Below are 22,787 nucleotides of genomic sequence, written 5' to 3'. Positions count from 1 at the left end.
CACTTGGAGAAATTAGGTAATGGAAAGAGTACCGCCAGAATGGATTAGGTCAAGGTTAACTATGCTTGCGTTAGGATTCCTCGGCTTCCCAGCCCACCAGGACGGCGGTGATATTGTCTTCGCCCCCGTGCTCCCTGGCCACTGTAATCAATGATTCAACAGCATGTTGGAGATCTCTGGATTGCTCCACGATGTCCCAGATCTGTTTGTCGCCGATCATTCCTGACAGGCCATCGGAGCAAAGCAAAAGTCGCTCCGATTTGGAAAGCTCCAGATCCTGCAGCTCCACATCCAGTTCCCCGCCGTTGCCAAGGGCCTGCGTGATCACGTTCCGGAACGGGTGGACCCTGGCTTCGGAGGCCGTCAGGATCCCATTGGCCACCTGCTCGGCCACCCAACTGTGGTCCCGGGTCACCTGACGGATGCCCTCGGGCCCAAGGACGTAGGCCCGGCTGTCCCCCACATGGGCCAGGGTGACCTTGGGGCCGTGAAAGAGACCAGCAACCACGGTCGAGCCCATGGTCTCCCGTTCGGGGTTGCGGCGGATGTCCTCAGCAATGGCCTGATCCGACAGGAGCATGGCCACCTTCAGACGATTCCCGTCGTAGGAAAGGGTCGGATCATACTCCACGGGCCAGGTCCGATCCTTCTCCAGCGTCTCTCCGACGAAGCGGGCCACGGTCTCCACCACAATCTGGCTGGCGACTTCACCGGCGGCATGGCCCCCAAGGCCATCGGCCACGACGAAGAGACCGAGGCCAGGATCCGAAAGGAAACTGTCTTCGTTGTGTTTCCGGACACAACCCACATCGGTGCAGCCCGCGGCGCGGATCCCCATCGTCAACCCTTTCCCGTCAGTCGGCCCCACAGGTCCTTAAGTTGATCGAGGAGGCCCATGGGAGGTGCGGTTCCCTTGGCCTTCTGCCCGGGCGTTGGCCGTCCCTTGGCTCCCGGTCCATTCTTTTTCGGCCCCTTCGGGGTTGGCAGGCGGAGCTTTGGGTGGTTGGGTGAAATCTCGCGGGCTGTTTGGAGGTGGCGCTGGGCGCGGGCTCCCATGCCCAGGGTCTGGAAGTGGTTGGCCAGGCGGATGTGGCTGTCCACGTCCCGGGGTGCCAGCTTCACGGCCGTCTCCAGGGCCTTGACCACCGCCCGCAAATCCCCGCCCTCCTTCTCGAGAATGGAGGCCAGAAGAGAGTGGTAGGTGGCCTTCTCATCATCCAGCCGAATCGCATAGTGGATGAGCGCCCGCGCCTGATCGATGTTCCCCTCCTCGAAGGCTGCCTTGGCCATGGAGGCCCAGTCCTCGGGGGTCCGTTCCAACGGGGACTCGGGTTCCCTGTTGGGGGAAGACGGGGATGAAACCTTCGGCATCTGCTGCTGAAGTGTGAGCCGCTTGGCGGGATCCTTGAGAATGCTGAAGGCCTCGGCCAGCTCTCGGAACTTCGACTCGGCCTCTTCTTTCTCTGCGCCAGTGTAGCGATCCGGATGCCAGCGTTTTGCGAGTCGATGGTACGCGGCCTTGATGTCCTCAGGCGAGGCGTCGGGGGGGATTTCCAGGACATTGAAGGGATTCATGTGTTTCCAGTGAGGCCAGCCATCGGGGCGAGTCGAACGGGATGGAAGGACAGGGCTTGAGCAGAGGATGGTAGCCTATTTCCATCCTGAGCGCAGTTCCTGAGCTACAGAACAAGGATGCTTCCCTTCGGGAGATGGCCCTGGAGCCTCCCACCAGGCTGGCAGTACCCCAGGCTCAATGGCACAGTAGAAGGCTCTGGAGGCGCAGGCATGGCGGTGGGCACGGCGGTAGGTTGGCGTGAAGGCCTCGATGCCGGCGACGTGTCCTCTGAAACCCTGGTTCGGACCGCCTTCGACCGCATTCGCAGCCTGGATCCACACCTTCACGCGATCCTGGCCGTCGATGAGGACTGCAGCCTCCGGCTGGCCCGGGCCGCCGATGCGCGTCTGCGGGCCGGGGAACGCACCCCCGTGCTCGGGCTTCCCGTCGTGCTCAAGGACAACCTGAACTGGACGGGCCTGCCCGTCTCCTGTGGCTCCCGGGTGCTCGACAGATACCGGGCCCCTTACGATGCCACCGTCGTGGCTCGCCTCCTCCAGGCCGGGGCGATCCCCCTGGCCAAGGCCAACATGGACGAGTTCGCCATGGGCTCCAGCGGCGAATACAGCGCCTTTGGCCCTGCTCGGAATCCCTGGGACACGACGCGGGTCCCTGGGGGCAGCAGCAGCGGGTCGGTGGTGTCCGTCGCCGCAGGCTATGCGCCCCTGGCGCTCGGAAGCGACACCGGAGGCTCCGTGCGCCTGCCGGCCAGCTTCTGCAATGTCACGGCCCTGCGCCCGACCTACGGCGTCCTCAGTCGCTTCGGCCTGACCGCCATGGCCTCCAGCCTAGACCAGGTCGGCCCCATCGCCGCCACCGCCGCAGACGTGGCCCTGGCCCTGAGCGTCATGGCCGGCCGGGATCCCCTGGACAGCACCTCCTCCGACCTTCCCGGCGTGGAACGCCTGGCCTCCCTCCGACCGACGGGGCTCAAGGGGCTCCGCATCGGACTCCCCAGCGAATACTTCGGCGAAGGCCTCGAGCCGGGCGTGCGCAGCATCCTGGAGGAGGCCCTCCGGGTATTCGCCGATCAGGGCGCGGAGATCCAGGAGGTCAGCCTTCCCCACACTCGCTATGCCATCGATACCTACTACCTGATCTGCACTAGCGAAGTCTCCAGCAACCTCAGCCGCTTCGATGGGGTCCGCTACGGCCACCGAGCCAAGGGCCGGAACCTGCCGGCCATGATCGCCGAGACGCGTGACGAAGGCCTGGGCGCCGAGGTCAAACGCCGCATCCTGCTGGGGACCTTCTGCCTTTCCAAGGGGTACTACGACGCCTTCTACCTCAAGGCCATGAAGGCCCGGACCCTCATCGCGAGAGACTTCGAACGGGCCTTCGACGCGGTTGATGTTCTTGCCGCCCCGGTTAGTCCGGGAGTGGCCTTCCCCTTCGCCTCCAAGACTGATGATCCTCTGGCCATGTATCTGGCCGACGCCTTCACGGTGACCGCCCCCCTGGCAGGGCTTCCCTGCCTTTCCATGCCCGCTGGTTTCACTGCGGGACTTCCGGCCGGCATCCAACTCATCGGGCCCGCTTGCTCGGATGTCATGCTGCTGGAGACGGCCCACGCCTTCCAGTTGCTCACCACCCACCACCTTGAGATCCCCCCCCCTTTACGCATAGGAGCGAACCATGGCCTTTGACGTCGTCATGCCCCAGATGGGCGAGAGCATCGCCGAGGCCACCGTGCTGAAGTGGCACAAGCAGGTGGGAGACGTGGTTGCGAAGGACGACACCCTCTACGAGATCAGCACGGACAAGGTGGATGCGGAGATCCCGGCCCCCGCGGCCGGCACCTTGCTGGAAATCCTCGTGGACGTAAACATCACGGTTCCAGTGGGCACCGTGGTCGCCCGCATTGGCGATGCCTCGGAGAAGGCGGCGGGCGCTCCGGTTCCGCCCCCGGTTGCTGCCACGCCGGTGGAGCAGGTCGCAGCGGCAGCCATCATCCAGGCACCCCTGGAGGATGACAACAGCCTCGAGGGCCGACTGAAATCCAAGAGCAGCCCCCTGGTCCGTGAGATGGCCAAGCAGCATGGCGTGGACCTCGCGAAGGTCCAGGGGACGGGCCAGGCCGGCCGGGTTACCAAGGAGGACCTGGAGGCCTTCCTCGCGAAGGGGCCGGCAGCAACGGCCCCAGTTCCGGTGCAGTCCATCGCCCCCACCCTGCCCGCGGTGCATGATCCCTCTGCGCCGACCATGGGAATCACTCCCGCCCTGGCGATTCCCCCCACGCCCGCAGCCCCGGCTTTCGCGCCGGGTGAGCGGGTCAAGGTTGAGCCCATGAGCCGGATGCGGAAGATCATCGCCGACGGCATGCTGGCCAGCCGCCGCACCTCGGCCCATGTCTATACGGTCTTCGAGATCGACATGACCCACGTGGCCCAGCTGCGCAACAAGCACAAGCAGGCCTTCGAGTCCCAGTTCGGCACCAAGCTGAGCTTCATGCCCTTCGTGATGATGGCCGCCTGCAAGGCCCTGCGTGCCTACCCGGTGGCCAATGCCTCCGTGGACGGCGACAACATCGTCTACAAGCAGGATATCAACCTGGGCGTCGCCGTGAGCCTGGACTGGGGCCTCATCGTGCCCGTCGTGAAGAACGCCGACATGATGAACCTGGGGGGCCTGGCCCGCAGCCTCAACGATCTGGCTGAGCGTGCCCGCAGCAAGCAGCTCAAGCCCGACGAAATCAGCGGTGGCACCTTCACCATCACCAACCCAGGCGTCTACGGCGACACCTTCGGCCTGCCCATCATCAACCAGCCCCAGGTGGCCATCCAGGGCGTGGGCGCCATCGTGAAGCGCCCAGTGGTCATCACCGGTCCGGACGGCACCGACTTCATCGCCATCCGCCAGATGATGTTCAGCAGCCTCGGCTTCGACCACCGCATCATCGACGGCGCCACGGGCGACCTGTTCATGGCGTTCGTAAAGAAGGAGCTGGAGACTTCGACCTTCGGGTTGGAGTAGCCACGCCTCTGGACTGGATGCGAAGGGGCGGTCAGTGGCCGCCCCTTCCGATCCCTCGTCTCCGGCCGGCTACCCGTAGCCGGCCGTCTCCCGCACCATCTCCCGATACATGGCGAACTCGCCCTGGAAATGCAGCTGGATGATGGCCGTGGGGCCGTTGCGGTGCTTGGCCACGATGAGTTCCGCCGATGGGTCCGGGTCCTCGGTGGCCGAAGGAATCATCTTCCGGTGGATGAAGGCCACCATGTCCGCGTCCTGTTCGATGGCGCCGGAATCCCGGAGGTCGCTGAGCTGGGGACGGCCGCCCGTGCGGTGCTCCACCTCACGGTTCAGCTGGGAGAGGACCACCACCGGGATGCCGAACTCCTTCGCCATGAGCTTGAGGCCACGGCTGATCTCGCCAATCCGGACGGCCTCGTTCTGCTTGGCGCCGCGGCTCCCCTCCGGGCTGCTGAGCAGCTGAAGGTAGTCGATGATGACAAACTCCACCCTCCGGTTGCTCTGGCTTCCCTGCTTCACGATCATGTTCTGGATCTGTGGCACCGTGATCGAGGCCCGATCGCAGATGAACATGGGCATCTGGACGAGCTCGTCCCGCGCCTTCAGCACATCGTTCATGCGGCCGGTGGCGCGGCCGGATTGCAGGTCCTTCATGTTGGTCTGGCTCTTGGCCGCGAGCAGGCGCATGAAGACCTCCTCGTGGCTCATCTCCAGGCTGAAGAAGGCACCACAGTGCCCTGACCGGCCATCCCGCTCCTGGGCGGCCCTCAGGATCCAGTTCAAGGCCAGGGCGGTTTTGCCGATGCCGGGCCTGGCCGCCAGTACGATGAGATTCCCCGGCTGGAAACCCTGGGTGAGCTCATCGAAGCGGCTGAACCCCACGCGGACCCCGGGGGAAAGGCGCCCTTCCATCCGGTCCGACAAGCGCTCCATGGTGTCGTCGGCGACCGCCTGGATGCTAAGGAGCCCCCTGGCCTTGGCATCACCTTGTGCCAGATGGAAGAGGCTCTGGGCCGTCTGATCGACCAGCACCTCGGGCGCCTCGTCCTCTTCGGCGGCCTGGCGCACCAGCTGGGCGCCAAGATGCACCAGCCGGCGGAGCTTGGCCTTGCGGCGGATCACGTCCGCCAGCACCTGGGGCCGTTCCACATCCTCCCCCGCCAGGAGCTCGACCAGTCCGGGATAGCCGCCCACCTTGTTCAGGCTGTCGTCCTGATCCAGGGCGTCCTTCAGGGTGAGGGAGTTGACCTCAACCTGGGCCTCGATGAGGGTCTTCAGGGCCCGGAACACCGCCCGGTGGGCCGGGTGGACAAAATCCTCCTCGGCCAGGGCGAACACGGCTTCGCTGGCCACGAAACCGGCCCCGGGGGCGCAGCAGGTCGCCAGGAAGGACCGTTCCGCGTCGATATCCTCCGGCAGCCTTTCCGGAAGCCAGTCCGCCATCACCACTCCCGAATCAGAGCCCTGGAGGAGTGTAGCCGCCGCCGTTCACATCCACAAAGATGGGGTTGGTCACGGCGATGGGATAGATGCCTTTCATGATCTTGTTCCAGGGGGTGCCCACCCGGTAGCCGCCGGACTGGCTCCTCGCAACGCCAGCCTCGGCGACGAACCAGGCATCCTTGCCCGAGGGCATGGGCAGGGTGACGGTGGCGGTCCTGAGCCGTGGATCTGTGGTCGAGGCCGTGAAGCTGCCCAAGGGTACGGGAACGGGTGTCGAGCCGTTCACCACCAGGCGCACCTCGTCCACGGGGACCCAGTCGGGAGCGTAGAGTGCGATGGTCACGGTCACGGTCGCGTTGGTGCCAGTGACGAGTCCGCCGGGCCCGGTGGCCCCCACGGTCACGTCCAGCATCGGCCCGGTGGAAGCGACGGCGGCACCGGCCCGGAGGGCGGCCAGGACGGGTTCCAGGGCGGTCTGGCTCAGGGTGGGTGCAGCCGCGAGCTTCAGATAGGTCCGTGCGAGGCCCACGGGAGTATCGAGGCTGTAGCGGGCGGCGGACAACCCCAGCCCCTTGGTGAAGGCCACCGGCGTCTGCTGATTCAGGATGGCGAACCAGTCGTCCCGGAGGGTGCTGTACTCGGCATACCAGGTGGTGGGATCGGCGGGATCGCAGCCTTCGGCCCGTAGCAATTCGAGGGCGTCGAAGTCACCCACCCGCTTCCCGAGGGAAGAGGGCCCGGTCTGCGTCCACCAGGCATTGACCCCAGTTCCGAGAGGCACAGTCCGGTCGAATCCGCGCACAGTGAACAGACCCTTCAGACCCCTGGGTTGATGGATGACGGTATAGCTGCCCTCGGCCTGGGTGATGAATTCCGCAAGGTTCCAGCCCTTCGAAGGTCGGGCCCCGCCCTGGCGATCGGTGGTGGTGGCCGGGGTGAACAATGCGGTCACGAACCCATCCCCAAGCAACGCACTCCGGGCACCCACCACGAAGGGATCGGAACCCAGGAGAGCGCGCTCTGCATCGGTCACGGCGGGGATGTCGATCTCGGCCCTGAATTCACTGCGCAGGGCGGTGGGATCTGTGAGGACATCCTCCTCGGTGCGGGCCACCACCTGGACACCCTCGGCCACCGCCGAGCTGAGCAGTTCACCGGGGTTGAATCCACCCGTGGTCACTTGGGTTGGTGCCGGGAGGTCGAATGTGGTCCAGCCAGCTGGCAGGGAGGGAGGGCTCACCACGAACCCATGGGTCACGTTCTCCTGACCTTTAAAGGCCTTTACAGGGAGGGAGTCCAGATGCGAAAGGGGGCCCCGGGTGGCATAGGCCAGATAGTCCCCGGGTGGGAAGAACATGACTGCCGTGGAGGCATTGGAGCCGAAGGCCGTTCCGAAAATCTGGTTGCTGGCGGTGTACTGGTAAGCCCCGAAATTACTGCCCACCCCGATCTTGCCTTTGTAAATTTCGCTGTAGACGCTCGAGAGGAGGCGTGTGCGTTGCATGTTCGGATCCGGAACGCCCAGTCCGTGGAAACTGAGCCGGAGCGGGGTCAGACCGCCAAACTGCAGGGTTCCAGCTTGGCGGGCAGAGAATCCGTGGGCCGTCTGTTTGTAGTCGATCACATTGCCCACCGAATCGAGAACCTCACCCCGCTCTGGACTGATGGCTTCGGCGACTTGCCAGAGCTGGGTCTTCGAGGGGGTGATGGGGGTGGGGAGGAGGGACCGGGTGGTATCCAGCGCATTGGTGCCCAGGGCCAGGGGATCGCCCTGCTGGACCGCATTTCGGGCCGTGATCCGGTACCGATAGGAGAACCCAGGATGATTGGGGTCCGGAATCACCGGGAGGAACATCCCCACCGGCCCCTGACCAGTCGGAATGTCTGTCGGCTCCAACCATTCCACACGCTCAAGGCGCCAGTTCGCCGGATCGGCAAGATGGCTCGGATCCGTCGGGTTTACCCCTCCATAGGTGTAGCGTTCGAACTTGAACTCGGTCTGGAGTGCCCCCCCTCGAATGGCTGTTCCGAAGGCACTGAATGCCAGGTAGCCGATGTCTTCGCTGCGCAATCCGGCTCTGGCCTGGATCATCAGACTGAACAAGGCTGTGGCCTGGGCCGGAAAGACTGTGGAATAGCTGGGCCCACCCACCAGGTAAATCCTGCGGCGATAGGTGATCGATTCCCCAAGGGCCAGACCTGACTTGGCGGGGCTACCGACCACCAGGCGGGCAGGAAATTTCGGCCGCATCTCCGTAAGGGCATGCTGGGGGTCGGACGCCACCAGTGCCAAACCCTCATCGTTGAGCGGAAGAATCCCCAGGGAGGCATGTGAATCAAAGGTGTTCCCGGCCGATTCAGCCCCCATGAGCGCCACCATCGGCGCATGGACGCTGGTGTGCAGGGGGTCGGCGAAATCCGAGCCTGGAATCTCGACCCCCCAGGTGTTGACAGGTGTCGTCCCGTCGAAGGCCAGGTTCGCCGGCACGTTGAACCGGAAACCGCCGCCACGCTGAGACAGGAAGTCGCCCACGCTCTGCACGGGGAGGCTCGTCCCGCTCGCAGGCGTCAGGGTCGTTTCCAGGGTGAAGAAGGTCTCCCCCTTGTTGAGAGAAATCCGGTGAACCACGGACACTCCAGCCACGCGTCCCTGCAGGTCCGTGGCCACGCCCAGCTTCCCCTTGGGGTCCAACAGGTAGCCCTGCATGTCGAGGTGGACCGAGTTGACATCCGTTCCGGGGATGTACCGATCGAACACCAGGGGCAGGTCGGGATCCTGGTTGACCACCGGCCCCAGGCGTTCGAGCATGTCGGTCGGCATTGAGATCCGATGGAAGCTCTGATCCAGGGAGATGGAGCCCACATCGAGCACCGCGCCACCAGAGGGCGCTCCAAACTGGCCGTCCCGATCCCCGAAGGCGGCCCCATCGACCGCCAGGTGGATGGAATCGTTGCCCAGGTAGAAGTCCCCAGGCCCTGCTGAAGCTTTCAAGCCAGAGACACGATCCCCGCCGGTGGCAGGGATTTCCTCCACGGCCACGGCGGGCCGGGCCACTCCGGTGGCCCGGAAACACCCCAGACCTCCGGCCGAGACCAGAAGGGCCAGGGACACCAGGGTCCGCAGGCGCGGCGAGGAGGTGCCAGGAAGGGGGGTCACAGCGGTAGCAATGCTCATGTTCATCAATCGATCTCGCAGGAAGCGGAGGTCCATGGGTCTGGGCGGACGAAAGGTCTATGCTAACTCACGATGCCGATCTCCGCCTTCCTTCATCGCTGCTGGCAACGCCGGTGGCCCCTGATCCTGGTCCCGACGCTGGCCCTCCTGGGAGATTTGCTGTGGACCCTGGGAAGGTTCCCCACCATGCACCGTCTGCAGATCTTCCCCACGGATCGCATGCCGGCGGTGGGCGGTGCGGTCCTGGTGCTCGGCGCCGGTGTCTATGGGGACGGTGAGCCCACGTCAATCCTGGAAGGCCGGCTCCGGACCGCCCTGGAGCTCTACCGGAGCGGCCGGGTGCGGTGGTTCCTGGTCTCTGGCGACAATCGCCATGCCACCTACAACGAACCCCAGGCCATGCGCCGGTGGCTGGTCAAGCAGGGCGTTCCCCCCACCCACATCGTCAGCGACTACGCAGGCTTGCGCACCTGGGACAGCTTGCGGCGGGCTCAGGCCGTGTTCGGCCAGCGCCAGGTCGTGATCGTAACCTCGGATTTCCACCTGCCGAGGGCCCTGTACCTGGCGGATCATATGGGGCTCATGGCCTGGGGCGTCCCGGCCCGGACGGACGACCGCCCCTGGACGTCGAGGTTCCGGATCTGGACTCGGGAATATATCGCCCGTCATCTGGCCCTCTGGGATGCCTGGTTCCCCCCAGACGCCCGCCTCGGCCCCCGGGAACCCACCCCCGACGACTGGGATCCCGCCCGATGAAGGCACGGCACGACGCGGTCATCCTTGCAGCCCGAAGGCTGCCCCAGGGCCGATACGGTGGGAGCCTGGCGGGCCTGGGCGCCGTCAGCCTGGGACTGACCGCCGTGGAGGGGATCACCGGCGATCCCGTCCTCCCGCGCCCCCGCAGCTTGTTGTGGGGCATGGCCCGGAGTCACACCCAGGGCATGAACCCGGCCCGGAGCCTGGCCCTGAAGGGTGGATTGCCCCACGACACCCCTGCCTTCACCCTCAACATGGCCTGCGGTTCCAGCCTCCAAGCCCTCCTCCTGGGAACCCAGCGGCTGGCGGGGGACGGCGCCCCCGTGCTGGTCGGCGGGAGCGAGGCCATGTCCGACACGCCGCACCTGATTCCTGGACTACGCCGGGGCTTCCGCATGGGGCACCGGCAGCTTCCGGACGTGATGCACCTGGACGGCCTCCGCTGCCCCGTCACGGGCCTGCTGATGGGGGAGACCATCGAGCTGCTGGTCCAGAAGCGCGGCATCACGCGCCAGGAGGCGGATGCCTGGGCCGCGGAGAGCCACCGCCGAGCCCGATTGGGAGACACCCGCGCCGAGCGCCTTCCGCACCCAAAGCTCAATCACGACGAGTGCATGCGCGCGGAAGTCTCGGAAGCCTCTCTGGCCCTTCTGGCACCTGCCTTCGACCCGACCGGTCAGGTCACGCCGGGCAATGCCTCCGCCCTGTCCGACGGAGCCGCGGCCCTTCTGCTGGCCCGCCGGGACCAGGCCGGCGATGCCCGGCCCCTCGCGCGGATCCTGGGCTGGAGCGAAGCGGGCGTGGATCCCCGGGACATGGGCGAGGCGCCCGTGCCCGCCGTGCGGCGCCTCCTCGCCGAGCACGGGATGACGGTGAGCGACATCGACCTGTGGGAGCTGAACGAGGCCTTCTCCGCTCAATTGCTCGTCTGCCAGCGGCACCTCTCGATCCCAGCCGAACGGTTGAATGTGGCGGGCGGTGGCGTGGCACTGGGGCATCCCATCGGCGCCACCGGTGCCCGCATCGTCTGCACGTTGATCCACCAGCTACGGCAGCGTGGAGGCGGCCTGGGCATCGCCACCCTCGGCATCGGAGGGGGGCTGGGCCTGGCGCTGCTGATCGAGGCGGAGACCTAGACGGCGGCCTCGGCCAGAAGGGCCTTCAGGGCCCGATAGTCGGTCTTGCCGGTGCCCAGGGTGGGGATCTGGTCGACCTGGCGGACCACCCGGATGTTGTGCAACGAGGAGAGGCCGGCGGCCCGGATGGCCGCGTTGGCTTCATCCCGGGCGATGCCGGACACCGAGAACAGGATCAGGTCTGGGTTCAGCTCCTCGGCTGAGGATTCGACCGCCAGCAGCGGCTCAGTCTCCTCCTCTCCCTGGAAACGCCGCGACAGGGCCTCCTCGATGGCCGGCAGAGAGACCATCTCGCCGCCCAGCTTCACGAACCGCTTCAGGCGCCCCGAGAACACGAGCACGCCACGGTCCTGGAGGACGAGGTCGCCCGTGCGATACCACTGGCGCCCCTCGAAGCACTCGAATGGTGATTCCACGTCCGGGTTCAGATAGCCGGAGAAGATGCTGGGTCCGCGCACCAGGAGCATGCCGGGCTGCCCGGGCTCGACTCGCTTTCCGGTGTCCAGGTCGACGATGGCCCATTCCACGGAGAGCAGTGGCTTCCCGATGGTGCCTGTCCTCGGATCGTCCTCGCGGTTCACGGACACGACGGGAGAACACTCCGTGATGCCGTAGCCTTCGAGCACGGTGGTCTTCGGCCAGCGCCGCGCCAGGGTGGCGTAGACCTGCTCGGGACACTTCTCCGCACCGGACACCACGATGCGCAGTGACTCGAGGTGCCGGTCCTCCGCCATGCGGAGGATGCCCCCCAGGAAGGTGGGCGTGCCGACCAGCAACGTCGCGTGATAGGCCTCGATGAGGCGGGCCAGCATCCGGCCCTCCGTGGGGTTGGGATGGTAGACCACGCGCAGGCCCACCAGGAGCGGCAGGATGGTCGTGGTGGTGAGGCCGAAGGCGTGGAAGGGCGGCAGGCACCCCATGACCCGCTCATCTTCCCGGAAATTCAGGGCCTGGGCCGAATCCCGGATGTTGGCCAGGATGTTTCCGTGGCTCAGGGGCACGGCCTTGGGCAGGCTCTCGCTGCCGCTGGTGAAGAGCACCGCGGCCGTCACCGGCAGTTTGGCCTCCAGCAGGGAGGCCCAATTGAATCGGGCCCGGAAGGCCGCGGCCAGCTTGGTCGAAAGGGAGATCTTCTTGCCGACCTCATCCAACAGCAGCAGGCGCTCCTTGACGGCTCCGAGGTCCACGCCCTGGGCGTCCAACCGATTGACAAGGGTGGAGACGGTGACGACGTGCTTGACGCCCACGAGGTCCAATCCGTAGCCCATGCTCCGGGATCCGGCGGTCCAGTTCACCAGCACCGGGGTCTTGCCGGCGAAGAGCAGCGCCAGGTAAAGGATGCTGGCCCCGCCGGAGGCCGGCAGCATCAAGCCCACATGGGTGCCTTCCAGGGTTTCGAAGATGGGCTTGAGGACCATGATGGCGGTGATGACATCCCGGTAGGTCTTCACGCCGCCCGTCTGATCCGCGAGCACCACCCGACGGGGATCGCGCTTCGCTTGCTTGAGGAAGACTTCCGGGATGGAGTCGCCCGCCGGCATCTCGATGGGGAGATCCGTGCGGGAGTGGAACCAGGCGTGGGGCACGGGCTTGAGTTCACCCTGGCGCAGCGAGACGGCGGCGCCGGTGGCGGCCAACATCACATCGGAAACGGTCTGGAGTGAGGCCGGGTCGCTACAGGCGTAACCGTAGGCCCGCTGGATCCAGAGTTCCAGTTCCCGATGCCCCAGGGCATCCATGCCAAGCTCCCGAACCAGGGTGTGGGCTTCTTGGATGTCGGCCCGGCCCGTCACGGCCTGGAGGTGCCTGCGCACGGCATCCCGAACCGGCGGAGGCACATTCCGGGGATTGCCCTCCACCCTGGGCCTCGGCGGCTCCGGCAGGGTGCGGGGGGCATGGTCCTTCCAGACCAGGTAGGGTACGAACGTCCTCGGCGTGGCCTCCAGGTTCAGCCGTGCTTCGAGGGCCTGATTCAGAGCCGCCTTCCCCTCCCCAACGGACAACCCGAAGACCTCCTCCAGAACCAGACGGACTTCCCGGCGCGGCATGAAGAAAAGACCGTTGGCCAGCAGGTAGCCCAGGCTCTTGAACAGCTCGATCCCAAGCGCTGGCCGGCGGCCGGACGCGGAGCTGAATCGGCTGCCCCACAGGCCCTGGAGCCGGACCAGCACCACCCTCGTGCCAGGCGCCTGGCTGAGGATCGAAGCCACAATGCTGTTGTCGGACAGGTCCTCGGTTCTCTGCCGGGCCAAGCGCCCCCCGGGGAACAGGAGCAGGTTCTGACCGGAGCCGAGGCAGCCGACGAGTTCCGTCAGTTCTCGGTCAAGGACCTCCCGGCAGCGATCGCCATGCGTGACGGGATCGGGCAGCGCCCGCGCGCCCAGGAGGCGCGCCAGCCAACGCAAGGGGACCGAGGCTGCATGGTCCCGCCCAGCGACCAGGATTGGGCGGTAGAGATGGTGCAGTTCGGCGCTGAGCAGGAAGGGGTCGACCAGGGTCGGATGGCTGGCCAGAAAGAGGATGCCCTTCCCGCCCACGCTGGCGGGAGGGTCACCCCCCTCCTGGTGGATTCGGTAACGCAGCCGCAAGAGCGGCCGACCCAGGGCTCGGATCAGGGATGCAATCATCGGGAATCAGGTCCTGCCTACCGGAAAACGGAGGAATCCAGGATTGTAGCGGGAATTATTTCCAAGCCCTAAACGGGTCACTGGACATCTGCGAAGATGAGTGGGGCCGTCCCGTGGCCCACCGAGGTTTTCATGGCCGACGCCCCCCTGATCCGACTCACTAACATCACCAAAGTCTATCAGATGGGTGACATGGAAGTACGGGCCCTGGACGGTGTGTCCATGGAGATCGGCCGCGGAGAATACGTGGCGATCATGGGCCCCTCGGGCTCCGGCAAGTCGACGATGATGAACGTCATTGGCTGCCTGGACACCCCCACCGACGGCACCTACGAGCTGAACGGCAAGCTGGCCTCGGCCATGACGGACGACAACCTGGCCCAGATCCGCAACGAGGAGATCGGCTTCGTCTTCCAGACCTTCAACCTGCTGGCCCGCACTACCTCGCTGCAGAACGTGGAACTGCCACTGATCTACGCCGGGAAGACCCCCGCCGAGCGGCATGAGATGGCCCAGAAGGCCCTGGAGAATGTGGGCCTCGGCACCCGCAGCGACCACATGCCCAACCAGCTCTCCGGTGGTCAGCGCCAACGCGTGGCCATCGCCCGGGCCCTGGTGAACGACCCGTCCATCTTGTTGGCGGACGAGCCCACAGGCGCCCTGGACTCCAAGACCAGCATCGAGATCATGGCCCTCTTCGAGGAGCTGTACCAGAAGGGCAACACCATCATCCTCGTGACCCATGAGGAGGACATCGCCCGCCATGCCCACCGCATCGTGAAGCTGCGGGACGGGAAGATCATCCACGACGAGCCGAACACCCCCATCACCCCCGAAGAGCACCTGGCCAACCTGAGCCTATGACGGGAGCTGACCTCCGGTAGAATCCTCGGATGCAGAAGCTCGTCCAAGGCATCCACCACTTCCAGACCCAGATCTTCAGCTCGCACAAAGAGCTGTTTGAGCGTCTGGACCAGGATCAGACCCCCGAGACACTGTTCATCACCTGCTCGGACTCGCGCATCAGCCCGAATCTGATCACGCAGACGCAGCCGGGGGAGCTCTTCATTCTCCGGAACGTCGGCAACCTGATCCCGCCCTATGAAAGCATGGGCGGCATGGCCGCCGGCATCGAGTTCGCGGTGGCCAGCCTCCAGGTGAAGGACATCATCATCTGCGGCCACTCCAACTGCGGCGCCATGAAGGCCCTAATGGAACCCGAGACCGTCAGCGAGCTGCCTGCCACCAAGGCCTGGCTGGCCCACGCCCGAGCCACCGAGCGGATCATGTGGGAGAGCTACGGGCACCTCAAGGGCGAAGAGCTGCTCCATGCCACGGTGGAGGAGAATGTCCTCGTCCAACTGGACAACCTGCGGAAGCACCCCTCCGTGGCCAAGGCCATGGCCAACGGCATGCTGCATCTGCACGCCTGGTATTACAAGATCGAGTCCGGCGAGGTCTTCGCCTTCGATCCCGAGCGGGGACAGTACGTCTCCGTCACCGGCACGGACGGTCTAGCCCCGCTGGCCGAGGAACACCGGGCGACGGATCTTTCTATTTAGATCGAAAGCCGGTCCAGCCGTTCCGGCCGGTCCCGCCAGCCCTCGTCCACCTTCACGAAGAGCTCCAGGCGCACGGGGCGTTGGAGGAGCTTCTTCAGCTCGCGCTGGGCGCTCTGGCGGATGTCCTTGATCATCTCGCCCCCGCTGCCCAGCAGGATCTTGCGGTGGCCATCGCGGTCCACCAGGATCTGGGCCGCGATGAGGACGCCCTCGGGACCCAGGTCCTCGGGATACTCCTCGTGCCCCGGCTCCAGCCACTGCTCGATGAGCACGGCCACACCGTGGGGCACTTCCTCGCGGGTCTTGCGGAGCACCTTCTCACGGATGAACTCCGAGGCCAGGGAGCGCTCGGTCTGGTCCGTGAAGACCTCCTCGTCATGGACCCAGCCGGGCTGGGCCGCATCGCGCTCCAGGATGGTCCAGAGGGGATCCAGATTCAGGCCCATCTTGGCGCCGATGGGGATGATCTCAACGAAGGGGAGCAGGTCCTTGTAGGTGGCGATCTTCTCGAGGAGCCGCCCCTTCGACAGGAGGTCGATCTTGTTGAGCAGCAGGTAGGTGGGTCGGCCCAGCTTGCGCAGGCGCTTGGCGAGGGCATGCTCGCCCGTGCCCAGGTAGTCATCCGCATCCACCACCCATAGCAGAAGGTCCGCCTCCTCGAGGGCCTGCTCCACGTGGCCCATCATCCGTTCGTTCAGGGCGTGCTTGGGCAGGTGGATGCCCGGCGTGTCCAGGAAGGCCAGCTGCACATCGCCGCGATCCACCACCCCCAGGACGCGGGTCCGGGTGGTCTGGGGGATCTGGCTTGTGGCCGCCAGCTTCTGGCCCAGCAGGGCGTTCAGAAGGGTGGACTTGCCGGCGTTGGGGAGGCCGATGATGGCGAGGGTCGCGTGGCGCTTATCAGCCACGATGCACGCCCCGCTTGGCCTCTCGGATGAAGGTCAGCAGGTAGGCGACCTCGGCAATGTGGCCAACTTCCTTTTCCACCTGGCTCATCGCCTCGTCCCGCAGGAGGCCGGCGTGGAAGAGCAGGCGGTGGGCCCGCTTCAGCCCCTCGATCACGTCGGGTGCGAACCCCTTCCGCTGCAGACCGATGTTGTTCACGCCGTAGCTCTTGGTGTCGCGGGCCCCCACGGTCTTCATGAAGGGCAGCACGTCCTGGGTGGCCACGGTGAAGCCGCCCATGAAGGCATGGTGGCCCACCCGGCAGAACTGGTGCACCGCCGAGAAGGCGCCGATGTTGCAGCCGTCACCGACTTCCACATGCCCTGCCAGTGTGGCGCAGTTCGCGAAGATGTTCTTGTTGCCCACGCGGCAGTCGTGGGCGATGTGGGAACCCGTCATCAGGAAGTTCTCATCGCCGAGGGTGGTCAGCCCGCCTCCATGCTCGGTGCCCCGGTGGAGGGTGCAGCCCTCCCGGATCACGTTGCGATGGCCGATCTGCAGGCGCGTGGGGGCCCCCTTGAACTTCAGATCCTGGGGGCCCATGCCCAGAGTGGCGTGGGAGTAGATGTCATTGTCCTCGCCGAGCTCGGTGTGGGGGCCGATGACGACGTGGCTTCGCAAAAGGGTGCGGGCTCCAATGACGGCATTACCCTCGATGAGACAGAAGGGGCCCACGACGACCCCCTCGCCCAGCCGGGCCTCCGGGCTCACCACGCTGCTCGGGTGGATCTGTGCGCTCATTGTCCCTCTCCCTCCGCCAGGTCCATCAGCATGGACATGAATTCGGCCTCGGCGACCTTCTGGCCGTCCACAAAGGCTTCGCCCCGCATCTTGCAGATGCGGCCCTTGAACTGGATCACCTTCACTTCCATGACCAGCTGATCGCCGGGCAGGACCGGCTTTCGGAACCTCACGCCATCGATGCCCATGAAGTAGATCACCTTGCGGGCGCGGTCCTCGAATTCCCTCATCAGGAGGCAGCCCCCGGTCTGCGCCATGGCCTCCACGATGTAGACGCCCGGGAATACCGGCCGGCTGGGGAAGTGCCCCTGGAAGACCGCCTCGTTGAAGCTGACGTTCTTCAGGCCACGGATCCACTCCTTGGGTTCGAAGTCCAGGATCCGGTCCACCAGGAGGATCGGATAGCGGTGGGGCAGCAGGTCCATGATCCCCTGCAGATCGATCGTACGTGGTTCGCGTTCAGACATGGACACTCCAATCCTCTAGCCTACCGTCTCCAGCCTCCTGCCTCCAGCCTTAGCCCCGAGGCACAGTCCGTTCAAACACTTTGGCCTCGATGAACAAGTCCAGCAGGGGCCGGTCGAGCGCCCCCTCGCGGGCCTCCTCGTCCAGGATGGCCAGGCTGCGCTCCAGGGGCACGGCACCCTTGTAGGGCCGGTCCCGGGCGGTCAGGGCGTCGAACACATCGGCGATGGCCATGGCCTTGCTCTGGACCGGGATCCCGGCGGCCCCGAGCTGACGGGGGTAGCCCCGGCCGCTCAGGCGCTCGTGGTGGGCATAGGCGATCTCCGGCACGCCCGCCAAGTCCTTCGTCCAGGGGATGCGCTCCAGGAACCGGAAGGTGTGGGTGACGTGGCTCTCGATCTCGAGCCGCTCGGCCTCGGACAGGCTCCCCCGACGGATCCGCAGGCTGGTCATGGACTCCGGCTCGACCACCTCCCGGCGCTCACCGCTCCAGTGGGTGAAGGTGAGGGTCTCCAGGAGGCCCAAGCCCTCGGCCACCTCCTGGGCCATGACCGTGGGTTCGTTGCTCTGCCGAATGAGGTGCATGAGCCGCTCGGTCTCGACCTGCCGGTCGTGGATGGCCTGCTCCCAGCGGGAGGCATCGAAAGGGTGGCCACCCTGCCAGGCCTGCGCCAGCAGGTCCAGGGCCTCCTCGACCTCCCGCTGCCGAAGGCGCTGGAGGATGATCTCCAGCTGGCTGGGATCCAACTTCTTGGCCTTCACCAGCACCTGCTCGCGGACGCCCACCTTGCCGAAATCATGCAGCAGGCTGGCGTAGCGGATCTCCCGGAGCTGGCGGTCGGTGAACAGCAGCTCACCGTAGGTCCCGTTGGGCGTGGCGTTGACGGCCTCGGCCAGACCCACGGTCAGGTCCGCCACCCGGCCCGAGTGGCCGCTGGTCACCGGGTCCCGGGCCTCGATGGCTGTTACCGAAGCCGCCACGAAGCCCTCGAAGAGTTGCTCGATCTCCAGGCGCAACTGGGCGTTCTTCACGGCCACCGCGGCCTGGCCGGCCAGGCTCTGGGCCAGGTTCTGGTCTTCAGAGGAGAAGGTTCCGGCGCCCCCGGATTCGTCGTCCAGGCGGTTCAGCAATTGGAGGATGCCCAGCACCTGACCCTCGGTATCCAGCATGGGAACCACCAATACCGAGGCGGTGCGGTAGCCCGCCTGCCGGTCGAAACTGTCGTTGAAACGGTAGGGCGCTGCCTCCGGAATCTGGTAGACGTCCCGGAGGTTCAGGCTCTCGCGGGTCAGCGCCACGAAGCCCGCCAGGGTCCGGTCGGAGACCGGCATGACAATGCGGTGGAAGGGGAGCTTCACCCGGGCGTTCTGGGTGTGGGCGAAGAGTAGCTCCCGCCGTTCCCCCTCCCCGGACAGGAGGTAGATGGAGCCGGCCTCGGCCTTGAGCAGCTCCCGGGCCTTGGTCAGGATCAGGTCCAGCAGCCGATCCAGGTTCTGCTCCGAGACCAGGGCCCGACCCACCTCGTGGAGCCGTTCCATCGACTGCCGGTCCTTGGCCCGCTCCCAGCCTGCCTTCACGAGGGCCAGGGCCGCCTCGGCCCCGGGCCAGGCCGCGCAGCTGGCAAACTGGCCCTCCCCGGGAAGGCCGAGCAGCACGTCCGCCGGGGCTGCGTCCACGAACACCAGGGCCCCGCGCATCTCCCCGGCAACGCGGTCCAGGAGGGTGTTACGGTGCTCTGGGGGGATGGCGACGGTGAAGCGCAAGGCGGAATCAGGCTCCAGAAAGGTCGATGCAGGCTCTGGGACGAAGAAGGTGCCGCCAGCATATCGGAATTCCCCATCTCGCAAGGAAGCCTGGCGTGGTCCCATCGAACGGCTGGCCTGGGGTGGCATGGGCGTGGGCCGCTCCGAGGATGGTCGCCTCCTGCTGCTGGAGGCCCCTCTGGCCCTGTTCCCTGGCGAGGTGGTCGAGGCTGAGGTCATCTGGAAGGCCCGGCACGGCGAAGGCCGCATCACCAACTGGGTCACCCGGGATCCCCGCCGGGCCCAGGCCGCCTGCCCCGTCGCGGTATCCTGCGGCGGCTGCGAGCTGTGGGAGGCGGGCCGCCACACCGCCGACCTGAAGCGCCAGATGGTCGCCGACCTGCTGCGCCGCCAGGTGGGGGAGGGCGTGCCCTGGACCTGGCACCCCGCCCCAGACACGGCCCGCCGCCATCGCATCCAGCTACACTGGGACGGCGCGGAGCTGGGCTATTTCAAGCGGCACAGCCATGCCCTGGTCCCGGTCACGGAATGCCCCGCCGCGGCCGAGCCCCTGTCACATGCGATTCCTCGGCTGCTGGCCGCCCTGGATGGCCGCGCCCTGCCGGCCCGCCCCGGACGCTGGGAGCTGGCCACGGGAACCCCTGCCGACACCGTGTGGGCCACCGACGAGCGGGGACGCACCTGGATCCTGGAGCCCGACGGCTGGCACCGCAACGCCGAGCCCATCCGCCACCTCCTGGGTGAAGCCACCTTGCAGCTCGAGCCCGGTGCCTTCTTCCAGGTGAGTCCACCCTGGGCCGCGGAGGCCTTCGGCGGTCTGCTGGAGTCCTGGGACGTGAAGGGGCAGACCCTGTACGACCTCTACGGTGGCGTCGGCCTCTTCTCCGCCCTGCTGGGCCACCGCTTCAGCCATCGCATCCTGGTGGAATCCGGAGATGCGGCCGTGACCTGGGCCCGGCGCAACCTGGAGGCCGCGGGGCTTTCAGCCGAATGCCTCGTGGCGGACGTGGCGGCCTGGGTGCCCGAAGGCCTGGGCGCTCCGGAGGACGTGATCCTCCTGGACCCGCCGCGGGCGGGGCTCGAAGCGACCCTCTGCGACCGCCTCGCCACCGCGGGCGCCGGCACCCTGGTGTTGGTGGGCTGCGACGGCGCGGCCTTCTGCCGCGACGTGAAGCGCCTGTCCGGGGCCTGGCGCCTCGATCAGCTGGCTGTGCTCGACCTTTTCCCCCTCACCAGCCTCGTGGAGTGCGTGGCCCTGATGACGAAGCGCCCATGACGGCCCTGGGTCGCCACCTGCTGGTGGAATTCACGGGCTGCGAACCCGCAGCCCTGGCGGACCTGGACGGCGTGACCGCGGCGATGCTGGAGGCCGCCCGGGCCTCGGGCGCCACTATCGTCACCCACAGCTTCCACCACTTCAGCCCCCATGGCGTGAGCGGCGCCGTGATCATCGCGGAGAGCCACCTGGCCATCCACACCTGGCCCGAGCACGGGTTCGCCGCCGTGGATTTCTTCAGCTGCGGCGCGGTGGACATGGACCGGGGGCTGGCCGTCTTGAAAGCTGCCTTCGCCGCCACCTGTGAGACCCGCCTGGCCCTGGAACGCGGTCCCCTGCGCACCATCAGTCTCTGAGCGCCCCCTCCAACCGCAGCAGCCGCGCCTTCATGGGCAGGCCCCCAGCGTAGCCCGTGAGGGTGCCGTTGGCGCCGATCACCCGATGGCAGGGCACCAGGATGGACACGGGATTGGCGCCGTTGGCCCGGCCCACGGCACGACTGAGGTTTGGATCGCCCAGCTCGGCTGCCAGCTGGCCGTAGCTGCGGGTCTCACCGAAGGGGATGCGCTGGAGGCCTGCCCACACACGCTGTTCGAAGGGGCTGCCATGGAGGCGGAAGGGAACGTCAAAGGTCTTGCGACCACCCACCGAATAGGCCTCCAACTGCTTCCGTAGGCGCCCCACCACAGCGGCATCCGGTCGGGATGCGGGGCCCAGCCGGGCCACCTTCGCCAGCAGGGTCTCCCGAAATTCATGGTCGGCGAAGCCCAGGTAGATCACGGAGCCCTCGGCGTCGAAGGCCGCCTGCACGGGGCCAAGGGAGGTATCAATCAAGTGGATGTCGTTCATGCGGGAGTTCCTTTCAAGCTGGACCAAAGGTGGAAGGTGGCGAGACTGCGATGGGGGGCGAAATGGGCCATGAGCGACTGGGTTTCTGCCGGGCCCGGCCGCGCCTCGAGCTGGAACCAGCGCTGCAGCGCCAGGGTAAGTCCTGTGTCCCCCACGGGCAGGCAATCACGGAAGCCCAGGCCCCGCATCAGCACGTACTGGGCGGTCCAGGGTCCACAGCCCCGCAGGGCGAGCAGGTCGCGGGCCACGCCGGTGGCCGTGGTGCGCCCTTCTATGAGCAGCCGGCCTGAGGCCACCTCGGCGGCGGCATGAAGGAGATACTCGGCCTTGCGGCGGGAGAACCGCAGGGCCAGCAGATCCTCGACCGCCAATGCGGCGATCCTGGCCGCATCAGGATGGGCGAAGAGGCTATCTCCAACATGGAGGTCCACCAACCGGATCAGGTCGCGCCGCAGGGCGTAGGCGAAGGCCAGGTTCACCTGCTGCCCCAGGATCGCCCACACCAGGGCTTCGAAAGGGTCCAGCGTGAGCAGCACTCGCAGCCCCTCGCGGCCCCGCGCCAATCGCGGATGGGCCGATTCAAACGCCGAAGGATCCCCCTGCCAGCCCAGCAGACGCAGGGTCGCCCCGTGGGCCGTGGCCACTGCGGCGGGACCTGCCGCCCCCTGCAAGGACACCTCCACGGCCTCCTCTAGAAAGGTGATGCTGAGCACTGAAGGCCGGCCTTCGCAGAGGAAGGCCTTGTGCAGACGATGTCCCACCACGCGCTCGGAGACGCTCTGGCCATCGCGTCCGTGGAAGGCCAGCACATCCTGCACCCGCAGGCCTGCCGGCATGGCCAAGGTGAAGTGGTCCGAACCCAGCATTGTGCGGTAGGCGCCGGGACTCATCCCCGTCTGCCGCCGGAAGGCCTCGTGGAATCCCGAGGCGCTTTCGTAGCCAGAATCCATGGCCAGATCCGTCAGATCGCACTGCCCCGCCGCGAGCCGGTCACAGGCCCATTGGATCCGCACGCGCTGGAGAAACGCCGCGGGCTGGAGGTGGACATGGTCGCGGAACAGGTCCTTCAGCTTCGTGACGCCCATACCGGCCGCCTCGGCCAGGGCCTCGACCTCGGGAAAGGCGGCCGGATCCGCCACCGCCTGCGCCAGGACCGACTCCAGCCGGGCTAGGTCCGCATCCTCGCCCCGGTAGAAGGCATCGGGGCGGCAGCGCTTGCAGGGACGGAGACCCGCGGCCTGGGCGGCGGGTTCGTCCCGGAAGAACCGCACGTTGCTGGCCAGGGGTTTCCGGGCGGGGCAGGAGGGCAGGCAGTAGATCCCGGTGGTGAGGACCCCCGTCAGGACCCGGCCGTTGAAGGACGCGTCCTTCGCCAGGATCCGTTCGTAGAGGTGCTCATCCGACCAGCGCATGGCTTCATGCTACGGGCTCAGACCAGGGTCGTCCTCCGCTGGACGGCG

At 66.6% G+C, this 22,787-nt stretch carries 19 protein-coding genes; 8 read left to right on the top strand and 11 right to left on the bottom strand.

Annotation, left to right across the window (positions count from 1 at the left end):
• Positions 1 to 70: 70 nt before the first annotated feature.
• Both WAS25_RS05390 and WAS25_RS05385 read right to left on the bottom strand, forming a co-directional pair.
• On the bottom strand, positions 71 to 838 hold the full coding sequence (locus WAS25_RS05390; protein ID WP_422310492.1) for a Stp1/IreP family PP2C-type Ser/Thr phosphatase: 768 nt from the start codon (positions 836 to 838) through the stop codon (positions 71 to 73).
• Between the two features lie 2 nt (positions 839 to 840).
• The gene (locus tag WAS25_RS05385; protein WP_422310491.1) at positions 841 to 1,575 is read right to left on the bottom strand and encodes a DnaJ domain-containing protein; all 735 of its coding nucleotides are present in this window, start codon (positions 1,573 to 1,575) and stop codon (positions 841 to 843) included.
• Positions 1,576 to 1,785: 210 nt separating this feature from the next.
• Between WAS25_RS05385 and gatA the strand changes: the two genes are divergently transcribed.
• Together gatA and WAS25_RS05375 are read left to right on the top strand one after the other, a co-directional pair.
• Entirely contained in the window at positions 1,786 to 3,261 is a 1,476-nt protein-coding gene (gatA, locus tag WAS25_RS05380; RefSeq protein WP_422310490.1) for an Asp-tRNA(Asn)/Glu-tRNA(Gln) amidotransferase subunit GatA, read from the top strand.
• Positions 3,251 to 4,588, top strand: coding sequence for a dihydrolipoamide acetyltransferase family protein (locus tag WAS25_RS05375; protein WP_422310489.1), 1,338 nt, complete (start codon positions 3,251 to 3,253; stop codon positions 4,586 to 4,588). Before gatA ends, WAS25_RS05375 begins: the two co-directional genes overlap by 11 nt.
• A 69-nt stretch (positions 4,589 to 4,657) precedes the next feature.
• Here the strand turns inward: WAS25_RS05375 and WAS25_RS05370 are convergent, their stop codons facing one another.
• Together WAS25_RS05370 and WAS25_RS05365 are read right to left on the bottom strand one after the other, a co-directional pair.
• A complete protein-coding gene (locus WAS25_RS05370; protein ID WP_422310488.1) occupies positions 4,658 to 6,031 on the bottom strand; it encodes a replicative DNA helicase in 1,374 nt (457 codons plus the stop codon).
• Between the two features lie 13 nt (positions 6,032 to 6,044).
• Positions 6,045 to 9,206: a hypothetical protein gene (locus WAS25_RS05365; RefSeq protein ID WP_422310487.1), complete on the bottom strand. Its 3,162-nt coding sequence runs from the start codon at positions 9,204 to 9,206 to the stop codon at positions 6,045 to 6,047.
• Between the two features lie 186 nt (positions 9,207 to 9,392).
• Here WAS25_RS05365 and WAS25_RS05360 point away from each other — a divergent pair, with 186 nt between their 5' ends.
• Together WAS25_RS05360 and WAS25_RS05355 are read left to right on the top strand one after the other, a co-directional pair.
• Positions 9,393 to 9,962 carry a SanA/YdcF family protein gene (locus tag WAS25_RS05360; protein WP_422310486.1) on the top strand — a complete coding sequence of 190 codons (570 nt, stop codon included), beginning with the start codon at positions 9,393 to 9,395 and terminating at the stop codon, positions 9,960 to 9,962.
• Complete coding sequence (locus WAS25_RS05355) at positions 9,959 to 11,098, top strand: thiolase family protein (protein ID WP_422310485.1); 1,140 nt, start codon at positions 9,959 to 9,961, stop codon at positions 11,096 to 11,098. The genes WAS25_RS05360 and WAS25_RS05355 overlap by 4 nt, the downstream gene beginning before the upstream one ends.
• Here WAS25_RS05355 and WAS25_RS05350 read toward each other — a convergent pair.
• On the bottom strand, positions 11,095 to 13,725 hold the full coding sequence (locus WAS25_RS05350; protein WP_422310484.1) for an AMP-binding protein: 2,631 nt from the start codon (positions 13,723 to 13,725) through the stop codon (positions 11,095 to 11,097). The genes WAS25_RS05355 and WAS25_RS05350 overlap by 4 nt on opposite strands.
• A 132-nt stretch (positions 13,726 to 13,857) precedes the next feature.
• Here WAS25_RS05350 and WAS25_RS05345 point away from each other — a divergent pair, with 132 nt between their 5' ends.
• Positions 13,858 to 14,589, top strand: coding sequence for an ABC transporter ATP-binding protein (locus WAS25_RS05345; RefSeq protein WP_422310483.1), 732 nt, complete (start codon positions 13,858 to 13,860; stop codon positions 14,587 to 14,589).
• A 29-nt stretch (positions 14,590 to 14,618) separates the two neighbouring features.
• The gene (locus WAS25_RS05340; protein WP_422310482.1) at positions 14,619 to 15,287 is read left to right on the top strand and encodes a carbonic anhydrase; all 669 of its coding nucleotides are present in this window, start codon (positions 14,619 to 14,621) and stop codon (positions 15,285 to 15,287) included.
• On the opposite strand, the gene era is transcribed toward WAS25_RS05340, so the two are convergent.
• From era to WAS25_RS05320, 4 genes are read right to left on the bottom strand one after another with little or no spacing between them, the layout of a single operon-like run.
• A complete protein-coding gene (gene era / locus WAS25_RS05335; protein ID WP_422310481.1) occupies positions 15,284 to 16,195 on the bottom strand; it encodes a GTPase Era in 912 nt (303 codons plus the stop codon). The two genes, WAS25_RS05340 and era, sit on opposite strands and share 4 nt — an antisense overlap.
• Positions 16,188 to 16,973: an acyl-ACP--UDP-N-acetylglucosamine O-acyltransferase gene (gene lpxA, locus WAS25_RS05330; RefSeq protein ID WP_422310480.1), complete on the bottom strand. Its 786-nt coding sequence runs from the start codon at positions 16,971 to 16,973 to the stop codon at positions 16,188 to 16,190. Before lpxA ends, era begins: the two co-directional genes overlap by 8 nt.
• Positions 16,970 to 17,440 (bottom strand): 3-hydroxyacyl-ACP dehydratase FabZ, encoded by a 471-nt coding sequence (gene fabZ, locus WAS25_RS05325; protein ID WP_422310479.1) that lies wholly within the window; start codon positions 17,438 to 17,440, stop codon positions 16,970 to 16,972. Before fabZ ends, lpxA begins: the two co-directional genes overlap by 4 nt.
• Before the next feature lie 49 nt (positions 17,441 to 17,489).
• Positions 17,490 to 19,202 (bottom strand): HD-GYP domain-containing protein, encoded by a 1,713-nt coding sequence (locus WAS25_RS05320; protein WP_422310478.1) that lies wholly within the window; start codon positions 19,200 to 19,202, stop codon positions 17,490 to 17,492.
• On the opposite strand from WAS25_RS05320, the gene WAS25_RS05315 reads away from it, so the two are divergent.
• Together WAS25_RS05315 and speD are read left to right on the top strand one after the other, a co-directional pair.
• Complete coding sequence (locus WAS25_RS05315; RefSeq protein WP_422310477.1) at positions 19,183 to 20,478, top strand: class I SAM-dependent RNA methyltransferase; 1,296 nt, start codon at positions 19,183 to 19,185, stop codon at positions 20,476 to 20,478. The genes WAS25_RS05320 and WAS25_RS05315 overlap by 20 nt on opposite strands.
• Positions 20,475 to 20,834, top strand: a complete 360-nt coding sequence (gene speD, locus WAS25_RS05310; protein WP_422310476.1) for an adenosylmethionine decarboxylase — start codon at positions 20,475 to 20,477, stop codon at positions 20,832 to 20,834. Before WAS25_RS05315 ends, speD begins: the two co-directional genes overlap by 4 nt.
• Here the strand turns inward: speD and WAS25_RS05305 are convergent.
• Together WAS25_RS05305 and WAS25_RS05300 are read right to left on the bottom strand one after the other, a co-directional pair.
• Positions 20,824 to 21,327: a methylated-DNA--[protein]-cysteine S-methyltransferase gene (locus WAS25_RS05305; protein WP_422310475.1), complete on the bottom strand. Its 504-nt coding sequence runs from the start codon at positions 21,325 to 21,327 to the stop codon at positions 20,824 to 20,826. The genes speD and WAS25_RS05305 overlap by 11 nt on opposite strands.
• Positions 21,324 to 22,739 carry an Ada metal-binding domain-containing protein gene (locus WAS25_RS05300; protein WP_422310474.1) on the bottom strand — a complete coding sequence of 472 codons (1,416 nt, stop codon included), beginning with the start codon at positions 22,737 to 22,739 and terminating at the stop codon, positions 21,324 to 21,326. Before WAS25_RS05300 ends, WAS25_RS05305 begins: the two co-directional genes overlap by 4 nt.
• Positions 22,740 to 22,787 lie beyond the last annotated feature (48 nt).

The organism is Geothrix sp. (genome assembly GCF_049292215.1).
Classification (GTDB): domain Bacteria; phylum Acidobacteriota; class Holophagae; order Holophagales; family Holophagaceae; genus Geothrix.
Note: the sequence above shows the minus strand (reverse complement) of the source record. Positions and strands in the feature narration are given on the sequence as shown.